Below are 23147 nucleotides of genomic sequence, written 5' to 3'. Positions count from 1 at the left end.
GTTGTTTTTTAACCCCTGTTGGTTGGAGCGGAAGGCACAAAACTCCTGCGGGAGTGCGGATCAAAGGGAGACCCCGCAGGAGCATAGCGACGAGGAGGCTCCCTGACCGCCCACGGAAAGGGAGTGCCTGCAGCGGAAATCAACAGACAAATATAACAGCGCCTTTTATTAAAAAATTTCGAAAATCGTAATAAAAAGTGTTGCAAAAAATTCAAAAAATAGGTAAATTATTAATTGTCAGTTAATTGGCAGGGATGTCATCAATCTGACTACATAGGGAGTCAACCAAAACTACCTCTGAACAAAAAGAAGGAGAGGACAAAAGCATGAAGAAATTACCTTTCTTGCTTTCAGCAGCTGCACTGACACTCATGCTGGGAGCATGCTCAAACGAAGAAGCTTCTAAAGGGGAAGAAAAGGAAGAGGCGGCAGCTGAAACAACAGAGTCTGCTGATGAATCTAAAGAAGTGCGTTCGGCTCTGCTGAACTATCAGGGAGAAGTGACAAAAGTAATCCGTAACACAGATGCCAGCTTAACTGCTGAAGGTCAGGATCCAGCTGAAGCAGCTGCAGCATTCGAAAAGGACGCAAAAGCCGTGTCAGTGCCGGAGGAATTAACAGACTATACTAAGGATATTGAAGCTGCGGTTGATAGCTTATCCCAATACTATGCTAAAAAAGCAGAGCTTGTAAAAGCAGGATCTGAAGATATGGCGGAAGCAGAGCCATTTAAAGAGGAATATATCAATTCCATGACTAAAGTTTTTGAAGAGGTGGAATTATCTCCTCCTGCTTTTAAAAGTGTTTTTCAATAATATGTAAAAAAACAGCCCAATTTATGAATTGGGCTGTTTTCTTTATTAAGGGACATCATGCCCCAGTGAAGTTTGATAAATCTCAAACCACTGATCCCGGTTAAGTTTATAAGATAATGCACGGACAGCACGTTCAATTCTTTCGATCCTGCCGGACCCGGTGATTGGCATGATTCGGGCAGGATGGGTTAAGAGCCATGCAAATAAAACCTCATCAATATCATTCGCCCCGATTTCTTCTGCGACTTTAAGCAATGCAGTTCTAAGGCGCGCAGGTTTTTCTTCGGTGCTGCTGAAGATCTTTCCGCCGGCCAAGGGGGACCAGGCCATCGGAGCAATTCTTTTTTCCATGCACAAATTTAAAGTGCCATCCTCGAAATTCTCGAGATGAAAGGCAGACAGCTCAATTTGATTGGTAATCAGGTCCATTTCAAGGAAGGACTGAAGCATCGTGAACTGATGGCTTTTAAAATTCGAAACTCCAAAATGCCTAACCTTGCCCGCGGATTTTAATGCTGAAAATGCATCAGCAACTTCTCCAGGATCCATAAAAGGATCAGGACGATGAATGAGCAGGGTATCTATGTAATCTGTTTTCAAATTTTGCAATGATTTCTCAACAGAAGCGATAATATGTTTTTTTCCGGTATTGTAATGATGTGATTTATGCTCGGGCCGGTTTGGTGACTCGAGGACAATCCCGCATTTCGTAACAATTTCCATTTTTCCGCGGAGCTCCGGCTTTTTCTCCAGTGCCCTTCCAAACAGGCTTTCGCACGTATAGCTTCCATAAATATCAGCGTGATCAAATGTCGTTATGCCCAGTTCAAAACACTGTTCTATTAATGTGATTAACTCTTCATCTGACAATTTCCAGTCTGCCAGTCTCCAAAGGCCATGGACGATTCTTGAAAACGACAGATCTTCTGCCATCTGCACTCTATCCAAACGTATCATCTCCTCATTTTTAGTATTGTTATTATCTCTGAAAATCTTAAGAATACCAAGCTAAACGATTTTAAAACCACATAAAAAAAGAGGCAACAGTTATGTCACCTCCATGTTATACGCATATTTTCTGCAGCGGTTCAACCATTTGCTCATGCAGAATCATAATTTTTGATGTGTACGAACAATGTTCCCTGTAAGCGATTTGAAGTTCCTTATGAAAATTGAGTAATTCTTCTACTCCGGTAATCAATTCTTTATCAAAAATGCCTGAACGGCTCAGCAGGATATTCTCATATTTCTCAACAAGCTTTTTTGTTTTTTTAATTAATTTCCAGGCATCTTTCATACGAAAGGCATCATTCAAATTGGAGTAGAATTCCACCAGGTCTTTTTGGAATATATACTTAATTTCCTGACTGAGCCTTTCTACACGAGGGAGTTCAGCTTCCTGAAAGATAAATTGCTGCACCATAATTAAATCGGTCTTTACCAAATGCTCTTCAAATGACTCATATATCCGCAGTGTATTATAAGCATCATACATGGGATGATGGGGTTCGCCGATAAAAGAAAGTTCATAGAAGGACAACGCTTTTTCAACAGAAGCTGCCGTACGGGAAGCTCTTTTTGTGAAAACAGCCTGAAAATCAACATATCTTTTAGTAATTTTTTCAATAGTAGCCTGGGGAAGATTATGCCTCAAAGCATCGGCTTTCAGTCTTAGGATATCACTGGACGACCAGGAGAAGAATCTGGCTTTTTTAACTCCGCCGACCCAAAAGAGAAAATCCTTAAACACTTGAGGAAAGTCATCCGCTTTCTCTAAATCAGAGTCAGATATCCCAGTCAATTCTTTGCAGAAAGTACTTAATGGTGAGTTCTGCTGCGGACGGATGAACCTGTCAAATCCAGTTACCTTGCCTGATTCAACATCCACTTTTACCGCACCAAGACGAATGGCCTCCATATCTTCAAACAGCATGCCATTTTTGCTGCATAGCATTTCAAAATCAAAGAAAACCAGCTGCTTTAGTTCAGCCATGTGCGATCACCCTTTCTGTACCCAGCTGCCCAACAAGATATTATAAAGAATAACGGGTAAAAAAGGAAGGAACAGAATTATCCATCAAACTGTTGAGATAATATAGAACTTTTTTCCCGGCTCAATAGCAAATCGGTTTACGATTTCTTTTGAAACGTTTACACTAAAGGTGTACATAGTTGACAGCTGCGTATTTCAGCGAAGCTGTTAAAAATTTTTGAACCTGAAAGGATGGATGAACGTGGGTATTTCTTTATCGAAAGGGCAAAAAATTGATTTAACAAAAACGAATCCCGGATTGTCTAAAGTAATAGTAGGACTTGGATGGGATACGAATAAATATGATGGCGGCTTGGATTTTGACCTTGATGCCAGTGTTTTCTTATTAGATGCCAATGGCAAATGTGCATCAGATAAAGATTTTATTTTCTACAACCAGCTTGAAGGAGGCAATGGCTCAGTCGTACATACAGGAGATAACAGAACAGGTGAGGGCGATGGCGATGACGAGCAAGTCAAAGTTAATCTTAGCGCTGTTCCTGCCGCCATCGAGAAGATTTCTTTCGTTATTACTATCCATGATGGCGAAGGACGCGGCCAGAACTTTGGACAGGTTTCAAATGCATTTGTTCGAATCGTCAATGAAGAAACAAATGAAGAATTAATCCGTTACGATCTGGGCGAAGATTTCTCGATTGAAACTGCCATTGTTGTAGGTGAATTATACCGTCACAATGGAGAATGGAAATTCTCTGCTGTCGGTTCAGGCTACCAGGGCGGACTTGCCCGCATTGCAACAGACTTCGGCTTGCAGGTAGGTTAAGTTCTATTTTTGCCAGGCAGAGCAGCAGCTTTTCCTGGCTTTCTCTTTAGGAAGAACCTGCACACAGGTGATCTGTCATGAAAAATGGATTTGTTTTATGAAGGAGTGAGTATCTTGGGTATTCAATTATCAAAAGGTCAAAGAATTGATCTTACTAAAACAAATCCCGGTCTGACTAAAGCCATAATCGGCCTGGGCTGGGACACAAACAAATATAGCGGCGGCCATGACTTCGACCTTGACGCATCAGCATTTTTGGCTGATGAAAACAGTAAATGTGCAAATGATCATGATTTTATTTTCTATAATAATCTCCAGCATCCAAGCGGGGCAGTTATTCACACAGGAGACAACCGTACTGGTGAAGGGGACGGTGATGATGAGCAGCTTGTTGTTGATTTTACTAAAATACCTTCACACGTCCATCGCATTGGCATAACGGTTACGATTCATGATGCAGAATTAAGGCAGCAAAATTTCGGCCAGGTTTCCAATGCATTCGTAAGATTAGTGGATGAATCCAATAATCAGGAGCTGCTTCGCTTTGATCTTGGAGAAGATTTTTCGATCGAAACAGCCGTAGTTTTCTGTGAGTTATACCGTCATGGAAACGACTGGAAATTCAATGCAATTGGCAGCGGATTCTCAGGTGGTTTGGCAGCCCTTTGCCGAAACTACGGTCTGCAGGTTTAATTTTTATCGCAGTCTAACGGGCAGTAAGACCCCCACTTCAAGACTTAGTTGAATCAAAGAGGATAAGTGGGGGTCAACTGCCCGTAAGGCCCGATTGGTTCAACTAACAATCAGTGGGGGACAAGGAAACCCCCCACTGATTGAAGTTTCACTTTATCTCAGGCACCCGACTTATATCGGGTGCCTTTTTAGTGACATCCCGCGTCCAATTCTATTGGCTAATTATCCCATACTTGAAAAAAAGGCAAGTGGGAACAATAGATTTGAGAAAAACCTTGAGAGGAAGGGATGCAGTATGTCACTAGAATGGTTTGACAGGGTAAGCGGTGAGTTGCAGGACCATCTTGAATCCATTTGCAATAAATATGATCAGATTGGCAATATGTCGGTTGACCGGGGTGCCAAGCATCCCAGAATGGAATTTTTCATTGAAACCGATGATAATGACCGAGAGTACTTTTGCACACTTTTCTTTGATCCGCATAATGAAGAATTCTATGTAGAAGACTTTGACTTCGAACTTGGCCATACATCTAAAACAATGCTTTTTGATATTGAAGACATCATCGATACCGTCCACGAAAGCCTTCATGACTACATGAATGGCGCAGATGATGAATTCGAATTTGAAGATAATAAAGAAATTTATGCATCAGAAGACGAAGATTTTATCATCGCTGATGAATATGACTTCGGCGGCGAAGGAGATATCTTTGAAGAAGTAGATGTAGAGTGGGAAACTCCTGAAGTGACCGCCTTTTTCAAGGAAGATGAAGTGGAGGTATCCTATCAGTTTGGAGTGGTCCAGGAAACAGGTGATGGCGTCCTGCGCAGGGTCAATCGCATTTGGACAGATGATGAGGAAATGATCAAGGATGAAGATCACTTTATCTTCAGTAAAGAAGAGGCAAGCACGATCATTGCTATGATTGCAAGCCATATGGATTCACTGGGAGGGCATGAAGCAGATTATCTGTAATTTATAGAAGCATCAGAAAGTGGCTATCAAGAATTCTTGAAGCCACTTGTTTTTTGAGAGTAATGCGAATTGCAAGCATCCGTCCATCCATCAGCAGCACCGAAACAACCCCCGGTATTATAGAAAACACTCTAATAATGCCTTATTTTTTAGTTAGTACTATTTAGGCTTGTCACACCCATAAACTAACTTAAAAGCAAGTGAAAAGAGGTGCTTTATGGGAATTCACATCGTTCAGGCAGGCGATAGTCTTTGGAGCATTTCTCAAAAGTTTAATATTCCGATCCTGACTATATTAACAGCAAATGGGCTTGAAAATGGACCTGGTATTTTACCTGGTTTAGCTCTATATATTCCGGAAGATGGACCTGTTATCAGAGCTTATCTAGTAAAGCAGGGAGACACACTATGGACCATTTCCCAGCGTTTCCAGACATCCATTAGTAGCATTCTGTCAGCAAACCCGGGGATCAGGCCAGAAGGGCTGTATATCGGCCAGAAATTAAACATCCCATCAGCTCGTAAATTAGTTATGAGTACGCTGGGTTTCATAGTCCCGTATTCTCCTGAAACACTGTTGCCCGCTTTCAGGGAAACTGCAAGGCATTTAACCTACATTGCCATATCCTCATACTCGCTGACAAAGGAAGGGTATGCCTATATAGAGCTTGACGATACAGCCATATTGGCAGAAAGCAGGCGTTTGAATGTCATTCCGCTGCTTATGATCCGAAACCTTGCAGAAGGGGATTTTAATGCTGAATTAATTGGAGGGGTACTTGAAAGACCAATTTATAGAAGGAACTTAATCTTAAGCCTGATGAATTTTGTCACTCAAAAAGGATATGGAGGCATCAGTCTGGATTTTGAATTTATCCCTCCGCCAAGGCGCCAGGATTTCAATTCATTCATTAAAGAATTAAAGAATGCCTTAGGGCCAAAAGTTCTTCATGTCAATGTGCATGCTAAGACTGAAGATCTCCCAACAAACAGGATAATAGGGGCATATGATTATAAAGCCATTGGAGAGGGAGCAGATATTGTTGCAGTCATGACCATGGATTACGGTTATCCCACTGGTCCTCCTAATCCCGTCGCTCCACTATGGTGGGCCGAAGAGGTAATTAAATATTCGATCACTCAGATTGACCCGAAAAAACTGCAAATCGCCTTGCCGTTATATGGCTATGACTGGAGAACAGCGGATAATCGAACCCGCTCATTATCCATGCAAGCCATTCAAAATTTAGCATTAAGCAGAGGAGCAATTATTCAATTCGATGGGTATGCAGCATCCCCATGGTTCAGATACTGGAATAGATCAGAAGAGCATGTGGTCTGGTTTGAAGATATACGCAGCATTACTGAAAAATATAAATTAATTGACCAGTATAATCTGTTAGGGATGACATACTGGCAATTGAGCTTGCGTTTTCCGCAGAACTGGGCCTTTGCGGATAAAAATTTTACTATTCTATAGTCAATTCTTAAAATATTTCCTTCATTTCTTCTTCGAAATAAAACATTTTCGGATTTTCTTTAATTGTATACGTGTATTTCTTCATTTTTGCCACATAGCATGTTTTGTTGATTGTCACTTTTTCTCCTGTATCAACCAGAATCACAACATCATTTTGTTCAAATTTATTTCTGCGCTTCACACTGATCCCTCTTTCGTTAATTCGATTAAGTGTTATTTATACATTATCTCATACTTCGGGAGAATTAACCTGAGATATCGGCAATCTTTAAGTTTTCATCTTTTCTTTTGCGTATTGGCAGGTAAATGATATATTAGTCTAATTGAATATCTTAGTGAATAAAGGACGATAAAAAATGACATCAACACTCAGACATATAAGGGATTGGCAAAAAGCCATTCAGGCAGAGATTTTACACTTAAAAAAATACGGAAGCTCCCGCTGGTTAATTCTAAATGGGCGGCTTCTTTCAAAATCTGATGCCTATACGTATTTTTTCGATACCCCTTCAGCCCTTAAAATACCAACTGGATCTTCCATAAAAATAGACTGGGGAAGTAAGAGGGTGGAGGGAAGAATCCTTTCTGCGGAAGGAAATAATGTCATTTTGGCATTAATAGAGGATATTGGCAGCGATTTATCGGAGGCCTTTTTGCTTCATGATCCATGGGAACTATTGGATCAGCTTTTTCAGCGCTTAGAGGACATAAAAGATAGTAAAAGAAAGAGGGCCAGAATAAAAAAATTGATGGATCCTTCCATGTCTCCCAAGCACCCTGCTGATAAAGTAAAGAGCAGTACCCATGAACTGATATTGCGTTCCAAATATAATCCAGTCACATATGTCTGGGGACCGCCAGGCACGGGAAAAACCTACACTCTTGCACGTGTGGCCGCCAATAAATATTTTAAAGGGCAAAATGTTCTCATTCTGGCCCACTCCAATCAAGCAATAGATGTCCTTATGGCAGAGATTTCAGCCTTTGCATCAGGCAAAAGAACAATTGCTGATGGTGACCTGCTTCGTTACGGGTCACAAATCGGTCCGGCATTGATCAATCATTATTCATTGACAGCCGAGTTTCTCTTAAACAAGCAGCACTCTAATCTCTCCGAGCAAAAAGCGGCTCTAATGGAGGACCGCCGCCTGCTTAAACAGGATTTATCACGATCGTTCAGCCAAAGAGATTCCGATCTGCTAATTGAAATTGAAAAGAAGCTGTCCGGAGTGCTTGAAAAAATCAGGCAGAAAGAAATAGAGTTTGTAAAAAACGCTTCTATTATTGGAACAACACTTGCAAAAGCAGCAAGTGACCCTGCAATTTATGAGAAAAATTTTGATTTGGTCATCATCGATGAAGCCAGCATGGCTTATGTTCCACAGGCTGCCTTTGCAGCTTCGCTTGGAAAAAGGGTAATCATCTGCGGGGATTTTAAACAGCTTCCTCCTATTGCTGCCTCAAAACATAAGCTGTCGGAAAAATGGCTCAGAGAGGATATCTTTCACCACTCAGGCGTGTCTGATGCAGTCAAGGATGGACACTTGCATCCGCACCTTTTTCTGTTAAAAGAACAGCGCCGTATGCACCCGGACATATCCGCTTTTTCCAATAAACATATTTATCATTCACTCGTAGGTGACCACCCCGATGTATTGGCCGCCAGAGCGCCTATCGCAGCCTGCAAACCTTTTCCCGGCAATGCCTCAATCCTGATCAATACCAATGGATCAGGTGAATATGGAATAAAAGATGGCAGCTCAAATTCAAGAATCAATCTTTGGAATCTATTGCTTGGATTTCAGCTGATACATGAAGCTTACACAGGAGGAAGCCGGTCGATAGGATATGTTACTCCTTATCGCGCACAGGCATTATTACTGGAACAGCTTCTCTGCGAAATATATGAAGAAGAAAGAGCTTCCGCTGATATTATTGCTGCGACTGTTCACCGTTTTCAGGGAAGTGAACGGGATGTCATGATTTTTGACTCTGCCGATGCCGCTCCCCATGACAGAGCTGGAATGCTGCTGATTGGGAAAGATAGCGAAAGGCTTCTAAATGTTGCCATAACAAGAACCAAGGGGAAGTTCATACATATTTGCGATATGCAATTTATACAAAGCAAAGTATTCAGGAATAAAACATGGCGGAAGCTCGCAGATCATCAAGCGCACAATGGACAGGCCATTCATCCTGATCAAATTGGCATGTGGATTAAAAATCAGCATCCGCGCCTTCAATGGATGCATGCAAAAAAATTGGAGAAAGTGTTTGAGGATATTTCTAAAGCAAGAAAGGAGATTATTATCTCTCTGCCTAATGGGCATGGATTGGGAAAAGAGTGGGGGCAGGCAGTTTCCAACAGGCCTCCAAAAACGAAACTGATCTTGCTTGCAGAGCATGCTGTCCCTTTCATTTCTCCTGATGAGATATCGGCAATATGCCTCCCCTTCCCGTTCCTCCTAATCGACAGACAAATTTTGTGGCTTGGCATGCCGGCTGAGACTCATAAAAACGCCTTGCCGCCATATGTAGCAGCCAGGCTCCATTCACTTGCAGCAGGCTCATATCTTACAACTTTAATTAAATAAAGAAGCTGTCTTCGTTATTTGCTGAGTTGATCTTCGCTATGGACACTTGATCCTCGAAAATGCTGTTCAATCGAGGAAGCTTATTCAATGTCCTGCGGGAGGAGAGGGAAGTGGGAGACCCCGCAGGCGAAGCCAAGGAGGCTCGCATTCCTCCCCGCGGGTTCGATGCGTGCCTGGGGCGTGAAAACAACGGTCAAAATTCTTAAACAAAAATCTTTTAAAAAAAGCCAATAAAAAAGACGCCTCAGAGAGGCGTCTTTTTCTACGTATTGCGGCGACACGACTGCACTCCACATAGTGCATTGCCCAAACGAGCGTGTCTGTCGTCTTATGCAATTAGCTCATCGCTTAATTAATATAGCATTATTTCAAAGAAGAAACAAGTCTTTTTTGCGGGCAGTCCCTTATGCTGATCCTGAAACTTTTTATACAGTTTATTCGTTTAATATATAATAAGGGGAAATAATAAGGAAACTTAAAGAAATAGCGAAGGAGTCACCATGGAAAAATTTCAGCATTACAAAGAAGCTTTTGCAGGATTTTGGCGCAAAAAGCACCTGACACAAATTTTGCTGCTTTTATCACTAACTATATTACTTTTAACCATTCTCTTTTTTGCGTTTCTGGCAGCTACAGCTAACGTGGAAACTTTAAAAGAGGGATTAAGGCAATCAACTGTTATTTACGATAAAGATGGTGATGCTGCTGCAAGTCTTGCAGAAAATAGGGCAGAGGGAGCAAATATTGAAGAATTGCCTGAACATGTGGGTAATGCCGTTATCGCGATTGAAGATGAACGCTTTTATAAGCATAACGGCTTTGATATAAAAGGGATTGCCAGAGCGTTCTTTGGCAACTTGTTTGCAGGGGGGATAACCGGCGGAGGAAGTACCATTACCCAGCAGCTCGCCAAAAATGCTTTACTTTCACCTGAACAGACCTACAAGCGAAAAGCTGAAGAATTGTTCCTGGCAGTTGAAATCGAAAAAAATTATAAAAAAGATGAAATCCTGCAAATGTATTTAAATCAGGTTTACTTCGGAAGCGGCTCATGGGGAATCGAACAGGCATCAAATAAGTATTTCAGCAAAACACCAAAGCAATTGAGCATCAGCGAAAGTGCATTGCTTGCAGGATTGCTTCAATCGCCTTCTGCTCTCGACCCATACAATCATTACGAACGTGCAATCAAAAGAAGAAATGTTGTCCTTGGGAAGATGAAAGAGCATAAGATGATTTCAGCAGAAGAGTATGAGAACGCAATAAATGAAAAGATTCACTTACAGGAAGGAACACGAAGCAAGAAGGAAAGGAAATACCCTTACTATGTTGATGCCGTCCTTGATGAAGCAATAAATACGTACGGATTAACACAGGAAGAGATATTTACAAGAGGATATAAAATATACACAGAAATGGATCAAAATCTGCAATCAAGCCTGGAAAATGTATATCAAAAGGACTCAATCTTCCCGGCTGGCATGAATGGAGAAATCGTTCAAAGCGGAGCTGTCCTTCTTGATCCGGCGACAGGGGGAGTCAGAGGCCTTGTCGGCGGCAGAGGTGAACATGTTTTCAGAGGATTCAACAGGGCCACACACATCAAAGCCCAGCCTGGATCAACACTAAAGCCTCTAGCCGTTTACACACCGGCCCTTGAAGAGGGATACTCACCCACATCGATGCTGAAGGATGAACCCGTAACATACGGAGATTACACACCGGCTAACGCTTCAGGACAATATGCAGGGGAAGTGTCCATGTATAAAGCTTTGGAAGACTCCATCAATGTCCCAGCCGTCTGGCTGCTTAATGAAATTGGACTGGATAAAGGTTTGGATGCTCTTGAAAGGTTCGGCATCCCTCTGGAAAAAGAAGATGAATATCTCGGAATTGCATTAGGCGGGATGAGAAAGGGAATTTCACCTTTAAAGCTCGCCGAAGCATATGCAGCTTTTCCAAATGGCGGCAAGCGTAATGATGCGCATTTAATTACGAAAATCGTGGGCCCGACCGGAAGCATCATTGCGGAACGTGACAAAGAAACCGTTAAAGTTACGACGAAAACCGTTTCTAACCAAATGACTTCCATGCTTTTAAATGTAGTAGAAACCGGCACAGGAAGCGCTACGAAGATAGAAGGAGTTCCAATCGCCGGGAAAACGGGTTCGACCCAGCTCCCATATAAAGACATTAACGGAACAAAGGATCAATGGTTTGTAGGCTATACACCGAATTTGGTTGGTGCTGTCTGGCTCGGGTATGACCAGACCGACAGGGAACATTATCTGTCAAAAAGCAGTTCTGAAACAGCAGTCCCTGTTTTCAGATCAATAATGGAGTCAAGCCTGCCATACATGCAGGAAGGGGAATTTGCTACTAAATCGGTGAATGAAAAGCTCGAGAAAAAGGAATTAACAGAAGAAATTGGACAAACCATTAAAGAACAAGCTGAAAAATTCGAAGGTAAACTGAGAGAGGATCTTCCAATCTGGAAGGAAAAATTGAGAGAAGGAAAGCAGGAGCTTGAAGATTTCGGACGATTCCTGAAGGACAAATGGGATCAATTCAGCAATTGAATAAGCGTTAAAGAGAGAATGGCTTACATAGCTGTTCTCTTTTTTCTCTCAGGAAACTTTATACTGGAATAATTCAGGAAAACAGTGTAATCTAAATATTTATAGCGCCCACTAACAAAACGACAGCGTTTGCTATCAAGTTGATAGCAGAAAGATATTAATAGCCAGGAGGATTACAATGAGTGGAGAAACCCGTATTCAGCTAAATGTCCGCATATCAAAAGAAACTTCAAATAAGCTTGATGAAATTGTTGATTATTATCAGGAAAACACGAAACTCGGCAGGATTTATAAAGGCGATGTGTTAACAGATATTATTGAAAAATCATATGAAGTAATGAATAAGCAAAAAAATCTCAATAAGAAATTTTAATTATTAACTGGAGGAGAATTACATGAGGGATGTTAAACTGACCGATATCTATCAGCATCGGATCGCACAAAAATATATTACACGCTCCGGCATCGCTCATGCTATTGCAGTCGCCTATCACGCATTCCAGATTGCCAAAGAAATGGAAGAAGATGTTGATTCAGCAGCCAAAGCTGGCTTTATGCATGACATTGGCCATTATACCTGGTACAAAAATGGAAAATGGGATTACGACCTATACAGGCAGAATGACATTCATGCCATTAAGGGTGCTGAGCGGGCACATAAACTCCTGATCAGACTTGGCGAGAACCCGATAAAAGCAAAAGAAATTGCCTTGGCCATCCTTTTTCACACGGATTCATTTCTGCCTGGAGGCGAAGTGGTCAGAACACCGCTGCAATCCCTGGTAAAACTGGCAGATGAAAAAGATGAAGAACCTGGTGGAGCCCATCACTATCGTGAACTTGATTTTGAGCGGGCAATGAAAAGCCTTGAAATTCTCGATAATAAGATTGATCAATATCTTGAAAAAAAAGAAGAATAACCTAAATATCTGTCATGTTATGCGCTTCCCCAGGAAATTCAGTTTTTATTTTTGAAGGGAAGCGCATGTTTCATGAAGAATTATAATTCATGAGGATGATCAGATAATCTAATTATTATGTGCAGGGATGGTGTTGCGGCAGTGAGGGCAAGGACTCGAAGACAACAGTCATTAAATGTGGAAGAAATCAAATTTAGATTAACAACTGTATTTCTGCATCTATCATTTTATGCAATGATCATATTTATCTTAATCTTATTTTTGGAGTTATTTGGTTAACGTACATAGAAAAATCCCGCGTAAAGCCAGCTGCTTTACCGGGATCCTGCTCTAGGATTTTGGCAAAATGCCTTTTTCAGTTAAATACTCTTTCACTTCTGTAAATTCTTTTACTGGAACAAACCTTATGCCCCTTTCCCGAAGAAGGTCCTGGAGGCCATTTTTGGCAAAAGTGATATCAGCATGCTCTGCAGGGTGGGAATCCGGTTCACTGTCCCCCATAAAAAACACAGTTTCATATTCCTTCTGCAGGTCCTGAATGACCTTTGATTTATCAATGCCATATTGTTCATGATAATGCTGATGATTTTTATCAATATTCATATGGACATTCTTCTCATGGTAATATCCTTCATTTGAAAAAACCTTAACATCTTTAACACCATACTTTTTTAAGATGTGGTGGATATAATAGTCTGTGCCTGCACTTAAAATATAAAAATCTCCGCCATTCTGCTGAATATTTTCAATAAAATCTGGTACATATTCATCTATTTCAATAGAATAAATATCACTGATAATTTGTTCTTCTTCCTGATTAATGGAAGTGAAGACTTTATTCAAGAAGTCGATATCCTTTATCTCTCCAGCCTTCCATTTGGGCATTAGCTTTCGACCCTCCGGAAAATATTTATCCATCATTATTAGATAAAAGTCTCTTTTTGAAATTGTTCCGTCAAAATCCGAGACAAAAGCCCATTTTTTCATTCTTAAAACCTCCAATAAGACATTTCTGCTTTTAAATCTATCTTATCTTTACCCTTTGTTTTTTATATTCAATCAGTGAAAAAACGTCTTTTGATTTTATTCCTGATGAGATTAATGGTATTATTAATTTGATTTTTACATAAGGAGATGATTAGTATGGCAGAAAAAGGATACATATTAATGAAAAACGGGGAAAAGGTTGAATTTGAACTTTATCCTGAAGCAGCACCAGGGACAGTTGAAAATTTCAAAAAACTTGTTAATGAAGGATTTTATAATGGCTTGAATTTCCATCGTGTAATTCCCGGGTTTGTAAGTCAGGGAGGGTGCCCGAATGGAACAGGGACTGGTGGTCCAGGGTATACAATCAAGTGTGAAACAGAAGGAAACCCTCATAAGCATGTAGAAGGCTCTCTTTCTATGGCTCACGCAGGCCGCGATACAGGCGGAAGCCAGTTCTTTATCGTTCATGAGCCACAGCCTCACTTAAACGGTGTTCACACTGTTTTCGGAAAAGTTACTTCCGGGATGGAAGCAGTTAAAGCAATGAGAAATGGCGATGTTATGGAGAAAGTTGAAATTCTTGAAGGATAATCAGTTTTAAAAGAGCCTTAAGGGGCTCTTTTTGTTTTGTTTACCAGACGTTTTAGGTAAAATTAACATTAGCTTGCAATAGCGAAAGGATGATTATATGGAGCCTATTAAAGACCACTTGATAAAAAATCTTGATTTGCTTTTTGTCGGCTTCAATCCAAGCATTCGATCAGGAGAGACAGGCCACCATTTTGCAAACCCAAACAATCGCTTTTGGAAAATTCTTCATGAATCAGGTATTACTCCCCGTAAATATGCCGCAACGGAAGATTATAAATTACTGGAATTGGGCTATGGAATGACAAATATTGTACCAAGGCCTACTAAAGCAGCAGATGAAATAACGAAGGAAGAATATAAAGAGGGAAGAGCAGAGCTGATAAAGAAAATAGCTGAGCTCAAGCCAAAGGTTATTTGCTTTGTTGGAAAAGGTGTATACCAGGAATACAGCCGCAAAAAAAAACTGCCATGGGGAACTCAGGAAGAGCCTGTAGTTCCCGGTACTATCGACTTCGTTGCTCCTTCATCTTCCGGTCTTGTCAGGATGAAGATCGATGAAATCATTCAAATTTATGCGGAGATTCCCGAGCTTTTAAAAACTCTGAGATAAATCCGTTTCATGTATGCTTTGAAATAGGAATAATGCCACTTTATAGTTCAAATATCACAAATCCTTCCTTTTCACTCTCGTAATTCTATTAATTTTCGCTACCAACGATACTGTTATTAAATATTCAGAATTGTTAAAATGAAGGTATCATCAAGAACCAGCTTCTATTTAATCTCTTAAGGAGGGAAAGAAATGGAGCAATATGTTCGTGTCATTCCTTATAAGGTGATTCAGCAGGAAGAGGATGTAAAGGAAGTTCCAAAGGGCGTAGAATTGATTCAGGCGCCAAAGGTTTGGAGCGAAACAAAAGGAAAAGGAATTAAAATTGCTGTTTTGGATACCGGCTGCGACATTAGCCATCCTGATCTCAAGGACCGCGTTAAGGGCGGGCGGAACTTTACAGACGATGATAACAACGATCCAAATAGTTTCAAGGACTATAATGGCCACGGAACACATGTGGCAGGGACTATTGCTGCACATGAAAATGATGCTGGTGTTATTGGGGTAGCTCCTGAAGCTGATCTCCTTATTGTAAAGGTCTTAAATAAAAATGGGTCCGGACAATACGAATGGATTATTAAGGGCATCCATTATGCCATCGAGCAAAATGCAGATATCATCTCCATGTCGCTTGGCGGGCCAGCTGATGTTCCTGAACTGCATGATGCGATTAAAGCCGCAGTAAATAAGAACATCCTTGTAGTATGCGCAGCAGGAAATGAAGGGGATGGGGACGACTCGACCGATGAGTTTGCTTATCCAGGCTGCTATAATGAGGTGATTAGTGTAGGTGCTATTAACCTTGAAAGGGATTCTTCCGAGTTTACAAACTCTCATAATGAAATAGATTTAGTGGCGCCAGGGGAAGGGATATTATCCACCTTTCTGAACGGAAAGTATGCAACCCTCAGCGGTACTTCAATGGCTGCTCCACATGTTTCCGGAGCTCTGGCCCTGATCAAGGACTTTGCAAACAGGCAATTTGAAAGAAAGCTTTCAGAACCTGAACTTTATGCCCAATTAATCAGAAGAACGGTTCCACTTGGCAATTCTCCCAAACTTGAAGGAAACGGACTCGTTTATTTAACCGTTCCAGATCATTTAGCCGGAATCTTTGACCAGGAGTTTAAATCGACGGTTCTTAATGCCATATGATTAAAGTAACTAGTATAGCAGCGGAATGGGCAGAAGCTCAGTCAAAGTATATTGAAAGTGTTCAGAACGAACCTTATTATAACGCTGAGGAAGATATCTTAAATCAAGAGGATTACTATGGAACCATTGATTTTGGGAAAGAGGATCTCCCGAAACAGGTTCATGATCTGCTGGTTCGTACTCATAACCGGCAATTGGATTACTCACCTCACCGATATGTATATCCATGGGTGGATCTGCAGGAAAACCTCAAGCTTAAAAGTTTATATTCGGGGAAAGGCATTGATCCGCTTAAAGCCATTGACCAGGATCTCAAGCTCCTTCAGACCATTCATGAAGGCGGATTCCACAGCAATGAAAGAGTAATATTTAATACCGAGCATGTAGTCCCGCAATCATGGTTTGAAGGAAGACAGCCAATGAAAGGGGATCTCCATCATCTTTTTGCCTGTGAGCCGGCATGCAATAGTATGAGAAGCAACTTCCCCTACTATGATTTTGAAGCCTATGTCCCGGAAATGGAGGCGGCGGGTGTCAGGAATGGCTGCGGAATGGCAGAACAGGAGAAATTTGAACCGGAATACGGAAAAGGGATTGCCGCAAGAGCTGTATTTTATTTTGCTGTCAGATATAAAAACGTACTTATGATTGACGAGAAGATGGATATGCAGATTTTGCTTAGATGGCATGAAGAAAATCCAGTGACTGTATATGAAAAGCATAGAAACGCTTCCATTCAAACACTCCAGGGGAACCGGAACCCATTTATTGATTTTCCTGAGCATGCAAAGAAAATGCTGGACTAATAAGGGAGCCCGCCTGAAACTCAGGCGGGCATGTTTAATATATAGGCTGATTTTGCAAGGTTTGTTGCTTTTTGTATAATATTTAATGAGTTGATTGTAGCGGAAGGTGCGAGATCCTCGAAAATGCTATCGCATTTTCTTCGTGCGGTGTTTCTCGGGGAGCTTATTCAACGTCCTGCGGGAGTAGCGGGACAGGTGAGACCCCGCAGACGCGCAGCGTCGAGGAGGCTCACCGCCCGCCCCGCGGTTCGCTGAGCATCATGGAGCGGAAATCAACGGACAACATTGAAAGGCGAAAAATAACAATTTATACAAAAAGAGCCTTAATACAAGAAAAAAAGGGAGCAATCACGTGCAGCCATTTACAGAAAAAGTGATAAAAATCATTCAAAAAATCCCAAGAGGAAAAGTCATGACCTACGGACAAATCGCAAGGCTTGCCGGGAGCCCCCGGGGAGCAAGACAGGTGGTCCGGATTCTTCATACCCAAAGTGAAAAGCATCAGCTTCCCTGGCATCGGGTTGTGAATGGGAAAGGGGAAATTGGGTTTAAAGACGGAGATTCGCATGACATTCAAAGAGAACTATTAGAAAATGAAGGGATACAATTTAATATAAATAAAAGAATAGATTTGCAGGAATTTGCTCATGAATCATCACAGCCAATATAAAGAAGCGTACATCCAATCGGAAGTCACGCTTCTTTATAATCATATATACCTATTTTGTCTTTGATGCATATTCCTCAATCATCTCAATTGTTACATACTTTCTTGCAGGTATAATTCCCTGTTTAGAAAGTTCATTGATTTCAGCAGTTACTTCATTTATCTTATCTGCAGAAAATGGAAGTCCCCGCCTGCATAGATCCAATGCTTGTTCAATATAATACTCACGCTGCTGGTCCAAGGCTGCAAACCTCGTGATTATCTTATTCTGCTTACTCACATGTTCTGATATGGCTTTATGTACACTCATTCTTTCCACCCCTTATAAAATTACCTGTTTTTATCATACCATTTTCTAATAGCTTTTTAAGAATAAATCTTCTTATTAGCATAATATTTATTCAGATTATAAATAGGAAATAATAGCCAGTCCTCATAACTTTTTTAGTTGAGAATAAAATAGTTAAGTAAATTAAAAATTGATTCTTTTTCCTCATTATGGAAATAAAGGGAACTCACCTTTCTAAGAAGAAATGGTAATGAAACAAATTGGAAGGTGGCTTAATACATATGAAAAAGAGTGTAAAAATGCATATCAGTTTATTGCTGGTATTTATGCTGGCACTTGTTCCTTTAGCCCAGCCCGAATCTCCTCATGTCAAGGCAACAGAAGAAGGCAATGAGCTCGTCCAGCAGCTGAACCAAATGCTTAATAATGATCCAATCCTAAGGGGAGGACTTGCAGGAGTCAGTATCCGCAATGCAGAAACCGGTGAGCTTGTATATGACCATATCGGGGATGTGCGTTTGCGGCCGGCTTCTAATATGAAGCTCCTTACCGCAGCTGCCGCTCTTGAAACGCTGGGCGAAAATTATCAGTTCACCACAGAACTTCTTCACACAGGCTCAATAAAGGGGAAGACACTGCAGGGTGACTTGATCTTAAAAGGGAAAGGAGATCCAACTCTTTTAAAGGAAGATTTTGATGCATTTGCTGCTAAAGTAAAGGAAGCAGGCATCAAAGTTATTCAGGGCAGCCTGATCGGTGATGACACCTGGTATGATGATGTGCGTTATTCAACCGATCTGTCATGGAGCGACGAGTCCTGGTATTATGGCGGACAAGTCTCAGCACTTACTGCCTCCCCTAATGAGGATTATGATGCGGGTACAGTCATTGTAGAGGTTTATCCCGCCGAAAAAGAAGGGCAGGAACCGATTGTAAAGATGGTGCCGGAAACAGACTACATAAAAATCGTTAATAATGCGAAAACCGTCACTAAAGGTGAGAAGAAGGATATCCATATTGAAAGGGATCACGGCACGAACACCGTTACAATAGAAGGCGAAATTCCAGTTGAAGGAAGCCGTTCAAGGGAATGGATCGCTGTATGGGAGCCGACTGGCTATGCCTTGGATTTATTAAAGCGTTCTCTCGCTGAACAAGGCATTCAATTGAAAGGGACGACAAAAGCAGGCACTTCCCCTCAAGGAGCAAAGCTGTTTGCTGATCATAAATCCATGCCTATTAAAGACCTGCTTATTCCATTTATGAAATTAAGCAATAATGGCCATGCAGAAACGTTAATCAAGGAAATGGGCAAGGTTGTCAAAGGGGAAGGCAGCTGGGAAAAAGGGCTTGAAGTATTAGAAGAACAGGTAAAAGCTTTTGGAATGGATGAAAAAACTCTCGTGCTCCGGGACGGTTCCGGAATTTCACATGTAAACTTAATTCCGGCCAATGAAATCTCTCAACTTCTTTTTGAAGTCCAGGACGAAGAATGGTTCTCTTCTTATTTGAACTCATTGCCGATTGCCGGCGACACAGACAGGATGGTAGGAGGTACTCTAAGAAATCGCATGAAAAACTCCAATGCAGCCGGGAATGTCAAAGCAAAAACAGGTTCAATCTCGACTGTCAGTTCGTTATCAGGTTATGTTAAGACATCCAGCGGGGATGAGCTCATCTTTTCCATTATTTTGAACAACTTGACCGATGGCGGTGAAGGTAAAGTTATTGAAGATAAGATTGCCACTCTGCTAGCCGATCAATAACAAAAAAAAGGCAGGATACCGCTTCGACGGTATACCTGCCTTTTTCTGCTTTACTCTGCTTTTGCTGCCTGTATTTGAAGGTCGATTTTTACTTTATCTCCTACAAGAACTCCGCCAGTTTCAAGTGCTGAATTCCATGTTAAGCCATAATCGCTTCGTTTGATAGCCCCTGCAGCTGTAAAGCCGACTTTTTCATTGCCCCATGGATCTTTGCCTGATCCTTCATATGTGACAGCAAAGGTTTCTGTTTTTGTTACACCATGAATCGTAAGATTGCCTGTAACATCATATTCATCGTCACCCTTGCTTACAATGCCTGTTGAAGTAAATGTCATTTGCGGATGGTTCTCAACATCAAAGAAGTCTGCAGAACGCAAGTGATTATCACGATCTTCATTTCGTGTATCCACACTTGAAAGTGCAATATTGAATGTAATATCAGCTGTTGTTAAATCTGCGGGATCTGCTGTAATTTCAGCATCAAAGCTGTTAAAGCTGCCTTTCACGTTTGCGATCATCATATGTTTGATAGAAAAGTCCACACTGCTGTGTGCTGGATCAACTGCCCATTTAGTTTTTGCCATTTTTTTCTCCTCCAATATTTTATCTTTAATTCAAGATGTTTTAATTCTAAATAAATTATATTCCGGTTCAAGTTTTATGTCAATGATATTTTTTGAAAAGATGGTAAAATGAAGACTACTTAAATTTTCAACATCATACATAACCTAAGTCATAATGATTACATCGCCCATTGGCGATGTTTAAAGGGGAACGGATCATGAATCAGCTTGAACAGATATACAATAATGCTGAAGAGCATACAAAAATAAAAATTCTGGAGGATGCCGACCGTTATCTGGGCGGCCAGGAATCGATGCCCTCCTATAAGGAATATCTTTCTGAAAGATTTCATTATATCGATCAAATCTGGGTAAATGTGTGGCTGAATAAAATCACCGCCAAAATATCCAAGCAGGAAAAAAAGAAGTATTTAAGTGAGAAAGGATACGACACCGAAAATGTTGACAGGAAAATAATCAATCACCTGTTTCGGACTGAAATGAGGGAATATCAGCCTTTTAACAGTTTGGACTGGCTTAATGAACTATTTGAAAGCAATAATGAAGCTTGGGCTGAGCGCTATGAGAAGGCAAGGGCATATTATCTGCAGAAAGCAGAAGAGGAGCAGCTCCAGCGAAGAAAATATCGAATCCGTGAAAATATTGAAAAGAACATAGAGGAAATTATTGAACAAGATTATAGCCTTCTTTATCTCCATGTAAGACATATGGCTTCAAAGCAGCTGGTTTCAGATTTTAAAAATAAGACAAGGTATCAGAAGGTGGATACCTTCGCACTCGAAGAAAAGCTTGAGGAAACAGGCAGTCTCAATGCCAAAGATTATACTGTTATGGGAGAATTCTTCGAGGAGCTGACAGGGAATATTCATAAAGCATTGTATTGGGGAAAAGGCTATTTCGAATATGAAACGTATTACTATGTATATAAAAACCATATATCAGGATTTCTTTCCGATACTCTGCAAACACTCATCCTGCAGAACCTTCCGCAGCACCTATTCGAGGAATATGAAGATGCATATGATAAACCGCTGACCGGAAAGTCTGTTAAGAAGCTTATTTCCCATACTCTTCAAAACCTTTACGAAAGCTTTTTTGAAACCATTCAGGAGGAATATGTTGAAGATTTGGTCAAGCTTGCGGATATCCCATTTGACCCTGAAGCCCATCAAGAACAACTGGAGAAGGACATTGAAGACAGGGAAAGAAAAATAGCAGAAGAACTGGCTGAGCAGCAGCGGAAGAAAGAGGAAGAAGAACGAATGCTCGAATATATTTTCGGGCAGGAATACAGTCCTTCAGTGGAACGGGCTAAAAAATATGTACTTCATATTGGAGAAACCAATACCGGGAAAACCCATCATGCGCTTGAAGGTATGAAATCAGCAAACAGCGGTATGTATCTGGCGCCATTGAGGCTTTTGGCACTCGAGGTATATGATAAATTGAACCGAGATGGGGTACCATGCTCTTTGAAAACCGGTGAAGAAGAGAAGACAGTTGCCGGTTCCCAGCATCTATCCAGCACGGTAGAGATGTTCTATGAAAAGGATTTTTATGACGTCATTGTGATCGATGAATCTCAGATGATTACGGATAAAGACAGAGGCTTTTCCTGGTATAAAGCCATTACCAAGGCAAATGCCAATGAAGTCCATATTATTGGAAGCCGCAGTGCTAAAAGCATGATGCTGCAGCTGCTTGGCGAGGCAGATATTGAACTGAATGAATACAGCCGGGATATTCCCCTTGAAGTGGAAGCTAAAGAATTTAAATTCAGTCATGTCCGAAAAGGAGATGCACTAATCTGTTTTTCAAGAAAGAGAGTGCTTGAAACGGCCTCAAGACTTCAGCAGGAAGGGCACTCAGTAAGCATGATTTATGGAGCGATGCCTCCAGAAACCAGAAAAAAACAAGTCCAGCGTTTTATAAATGGTGAAACTTCTGTCATGGTATCCACCGATGCCATTGGGATGGGACTTAATCTGCCTATCCGGAGAATTGTATTCCTCGAAAATGATAAATTTGACGGAACGAAAAGAAGAACCCTTACTTCCCAGGAAGTGAAGCAAATTGCCGGAAGAGCAGGCCGAAAAGGACTTTACAATATTGGGAAGGTTGCTTTTACAAAAGATATCAAAAGAATGAAAGCTTTGCTTGAAATGGAAGATGCACCGGTACACAGCTTTGCCATCGCCCCGACCAATACAGTATTTGAAAGGTTTCAAAGGTATTACCGCGATCTCGGGTCATTCTTTGAGCTTTGGGATAAGTTTGAAAGCCCAAGAGGAACCAAAAAAGCGGCATTAACAGAGGAGAGAGACCTATATGAAAGGATTCGCGGCTCAGAAATTGAAGCAAAGCTCGGCCTGATGGATCTATATGGTTTTCTCCATCTTCCTTTTTCAAAAAAAGAAGCCGATCTTGTCCGTCAATGGGAAGAAACCATGTATGCGATCATTGATGGCGAGGAACTTCCTGAGCCCCGCATCAAGAACCGCAATTTGGAAGAGCTGGAGCTGACTTATAAAGCAATCGGCCTGCATTTGCTGTTCCTGTATCGACTTGAGCAGAGAACCGAGGCGTTATACTGGGAAAGATTAAGGGAAGAAATCAGTGACCATGTTCATGAAAGACTGAAAACGGACATTAAGGAGCTCTCAAGAAAGTGCAGAAAATGCGGCAAAAAACTGCCTTGGGAACACGAATATCAAATCTGTGATGAATGTCATTCTTCTCGTTCAAGAAGAAGATATAATTATTATAGAAGGTAATGAATGGATGGGATCAGGATGTTATTCGGCTGCCAC

The 23147-nt window shown here is 41.1% G+C and carries 22 protein-coding genes; 16 read left to right on the top strand and 6 right to left on the bottom strand.

Going from position 1 to position 23147, the window contains the following annotated elements; translation table 11 throughout:
* The first annotated feature begins 326 nt into the window (after positions 1 to 326).
* Positions 327 to 815, top strand: coding sequence for a hypothetical protein (locus tag NAF01_RS11465; RefSeq protein ID WP_048010023.1), 489 nt, complete (start codon positions 327 to 329; stop codon positions 813 to 815).
* A gap of 45 nt (positions 816 to 860) precedes the next feature.
* On the opposite strand, the gene NAF01_RS11460 is transcribed toward NAF01_RS11465, so the two are convergent.
* Together NAF01_RS11460 and NAF01_RS11455 are read right to left on the bottom strand one after the other, a co-directional pair.
* The gene (locus tag NAF01_RS11460; RefSeq protein WP_250802317.1) at positions 861 to 1763 is read right to left on the bottom strand and encodes an aldo/keto reductase; all 903 of its coding nucleotides are present in this window, start codon (positions 1761 to 1763) and stop codon (positions 861 to 863) included.
* 115 nt (positions 1764 to 1878) lie between these two features.
* Positions 1879 to 2808 (bottom strand): 3'-5' exonuclease, encoded by a 930-nt coding sequence (locus NAF01_RS11455; RefSeq protein WP_250802316.1) that lies wholly within the window; start codon positions 2806 to 2808, stop codon positions 1879 to 1881.
* A 241-nt stretch (positions 2809 to 3049) separates the two neighbouring features.
* On the opposite strand from NAF01_RS11455, the gene NAF01_RS11450 reads away from it, so the two are divergent.
* The 4 genes from NAF01_RS11450 (at position 3050) to NAF01_RS11435 (ending at position 6783) form a co-directional block, all read left to right on the top strand.
* Positions 3050 to 3631 (top strand): TerD family protein, encoded by a 582-nt coding sequence (locus tag NAF01_RS11450; RefSeq protein ID WP_048010026.1) that lies wholly within the window; start codon positions 3050 to 3052, stop codon positions 3629 to 3631.
* A gap of 114 nt (positions 3632 to 3745) precedes the next feature.
* A complete protein-coding gene (locus NAF01_RS11445) occupies positions 3746 to 4324 on the top strand; it encodes a TerD family protein (RefSeq protein ID WP_035330803.1) in 579 nt (192 codons plus the stop codon).
* Positions 4325 to 4619: 295 nt separating this feature from the next.
* Positions 4620 to 5303 carry a hypothetical protein gene (locus tag NAF01_RS11440; protein WP_250802315.1) on the top strand — a complete coding sequence of 228 codons (684 nt, stop codon included), beginning with the start codon at positions 4620 to 4622 and terminating at the stop codon, positions 5301 to 5303.
* A gap of 217 nt (positions 5304 to 5520) precedes the next feature.
* Complete coding sequence (locus NAF01_RS11435) at positions 5521 to 6783, top strand: glycoside hydrolase family 18 protein (RefSeq protein WP_250802314.1); 1263 nt, start codon at positions 5521 to 5523, stop codon at positions 6781 to 6783.
* A gap of 7 nt (positions 6784 to 6790) precedes the next feature.
* Here NAF01_RS11435 and NAF01_RS11430 read toward each other — a convergent pair whose 3' ends face one another.
* Complete coding sequence (locus tag NAF01_RS11430; RefSeq protein ID WP_197087680.1) at positions 6791 to 6964, bottom strand: hypothetical protein; 174 nt, start codon at positions 6962 to 6964, stop codon at positions 6791 to 6793.
* 175 nt (positions 6965 to 7139) lie between these two features.
* Between NAF01_RS11430 and NAF01_RS11425 the strand changes: the two genes are divergently transcribed.
* The 4 genes from NAF01_RS11425 (at position 7140) to NAF01_RS11410 (ending at position 12876) form a co-directional block, all read left to right on the top strand.
* On the top strand, positions 7140 to 9377 hold the full coding sequence (locus NAF01_RS11425; protein ID WP_227887076.1) for a DEAD/DEAH box helicase: 2238 nt from the start codon (positions 7140 to 7142) through the stop codon (positions 9375 to 9377).
* A gap of 500 nt (positions 9378 to 9877) precedes the next feature.
* Positions 9878 to 11956, top strand: a complete 2079-nt coding sequence (locus NAF01_RS11420) for a transglycosylase domain-containing protein (RefSeq protein WP_048010031.1) — start codon at positions 9878 to 9880, stop codon at positions 11954 to 11956.
* A 178-nt stretch (positions 11957 to 12134) separates the two neighbouring features.
* Positions 12135 to 12329, top strand: coding sequence for a hypothetical protein (locus NAF01_RS11415; protein ID WP_048010032.1), 195 nt, complete (start codon positions 12135 to 12137; stop codon positions 12327 to 12329).
* 22 nt (positions 12330 to 12351) lie between these two features.
* Positions 12352 to 12876 (top strand): HD domain-containing protein, encoded by a 525-nt coding sequence (locus tag NAF01_RS11410; RefSeq protein ID WP_163145052.1) that lies wholly within the window; start codon positions 12352 to 12354, stop codon positions 12874 to 12876.
* A 330-nt stretch (positions 12877 to 13206) separates the two neighbouring features.
* Here the strand turns inward: NAF01_RS11410 and NAF01_RS11405 are convergent, their stop codons facing one another.
* The gene (locus tag NAF01_RS11405; RefSeq protein ID WP_048010034.1) at positions 13207 to 13863 is read right to left on the bottom strand and encodes an MtnX-like HAD-IB family phosphatase; all 657 of its coding nucleotides are present in this window, start codon (positions 13861 to 13863) and stop codon (positions 13207 to 13209) included.
* A gap of 156 nt (positions 13864 to 14019) precedes the next feature.
* Between NAF01_RS11405 and NAF01_RS11400 the strand changes: the two genes are divergently transcribed.
* From NAF01_RS11400 to NAF01_RS11380, 5 genes are all read left to right on the top strand, one after another.
* Positions 14020 to 14457, top strand: a complete 438-nt coding sequence (locus NAF01_RS11400; protein WP_048010035.1) for a peptidylprolyl isomerase — start codon at positions 14020 to 14022, stop codon at positions 14455 to 14457.
* 97 nt (positions 14458 to 14554) lie between these two features.
* Entirely contained in the window at positions 14555 to 15067 is a 513-nt protein-coding gene (locus NAF01_RS11395) for a mismatch-specific DNA-glycosylase (RefSeq protein WP_048010036.1), read from the top strand.
* A gap of 192 nt (positions 15068 to 15259) precedes the next feature.
* A complete protein-coding gene (locus NAF01_RS11390) occupies positions 15260 to 16225 on the top strand; it encodes a S8 family peptidase (RefSeq protein ID WP_250802313.1) in 966 nt (321 codons plus the stop codon).
* Positions 16222 to 17031 (top strand): endonuclease I family protein, encoded by an 810-nt coding sequence (locus NAF01_RS11385; RefSeq protein WP_048010038.1) that lies wholly within the window; start codon positions 16222 to 16224, stop codon positions 17029 to 17031. The genes NAF01_RS11390 and NAF01_RS11385 overlap by 4 nt, the downstream gene beginning before the upstream one ends.
* Positions 17032 to 17383: 352 nt before the next feature.
* On the top strand, positions 17384 to 17701 hold the full coding sequence (locus NAF01_RS11380; protein WP_048010039.1) for an MGMT family protein: 318 nt from the start codon (positions 17384 to 17386) through the stop codon (positions 17699 to 17701).
* Positions 17702 to 17750: 49 nt separating this feature from the next.
* On the opposite strand, the gene NAF01_RS11375 is transcribed toward NAF01_RS11380, so the two are convergent.
* Positions 17751 to 18008: a YpbS family protein gene (locus NAF01_RS11375; protein ID WP_250802312.1), complete on the bottom strand. Its 258-nt coding sequence runs from the start codon at positions 18006 to 18008 to the stop codon at positions 17751 to 17753.
* A 260-nt stretch (positions 18009 to 18268) separates the two neighbouring features.
* Between NAF01_RS11375 and dacB the strand changes: the two genes are divergently transcribed.
* On the top strand, positions 18269 to 19753 hold the full coding sequence (dacB, locus tag NAF01_RS11370; RefSeq protein WP_250802311.1) for a D-alanyl-D-alanine carboxypeptidase/D-alanyl-D-alanine endopeptidase: 1485 nt from the start codon (positions 18269 to 18271) through the stop codon (positions 19751 to 19753).
* Between the two features lie 50 nt (positions 19754 to 19803).
* Here dacB and NAF01_RS11365 read toward each other — a convergent pair whose 3' ends face one another.
* Positions 19804 to 20337: a YceI family protein gene (locus NAF01_RS11365; RefSeq protein WP_048010042.1), complete on the bottom strand. Its 534-nt coding sequence runs from the start codon at positions 20335 to 20337 to the stop codon at positions 19804 to 19806.
* Between the two features lie 197 nt (positions 20338 to 20534).
* Between NAF01_RS11365 and NAF01_RS11360 the strand changes: the two genes are divergently transcribed.
* Positions 20535 to 23111: a DEAD/DEAH box helicase gene (locus NAF01_RS11360; protein ID WP_250802310.1), complete on the top strand. Its 2577-nt coding sequence runs from the start codon at positions 20535 to 20537 to the stop codon at positions 23109 to 23111.
* The last annotated feature ends 36 nt before the right edge of the window (positions 23112 to 23147 follow it).

This window comes from Cytobacillus firmus, from assembly GCF_023657595.1.
In the GTDB taxonomy this organism is placed as follows: Bacteria; Bacillota; Bacilli; order Bacillales; family Cytobacillaceae; genus Cytobacillus; species Cytobacillus firmus_B.
This window is presented reverse-complemented; position numbering and strand designations above follow the sequence as displayed.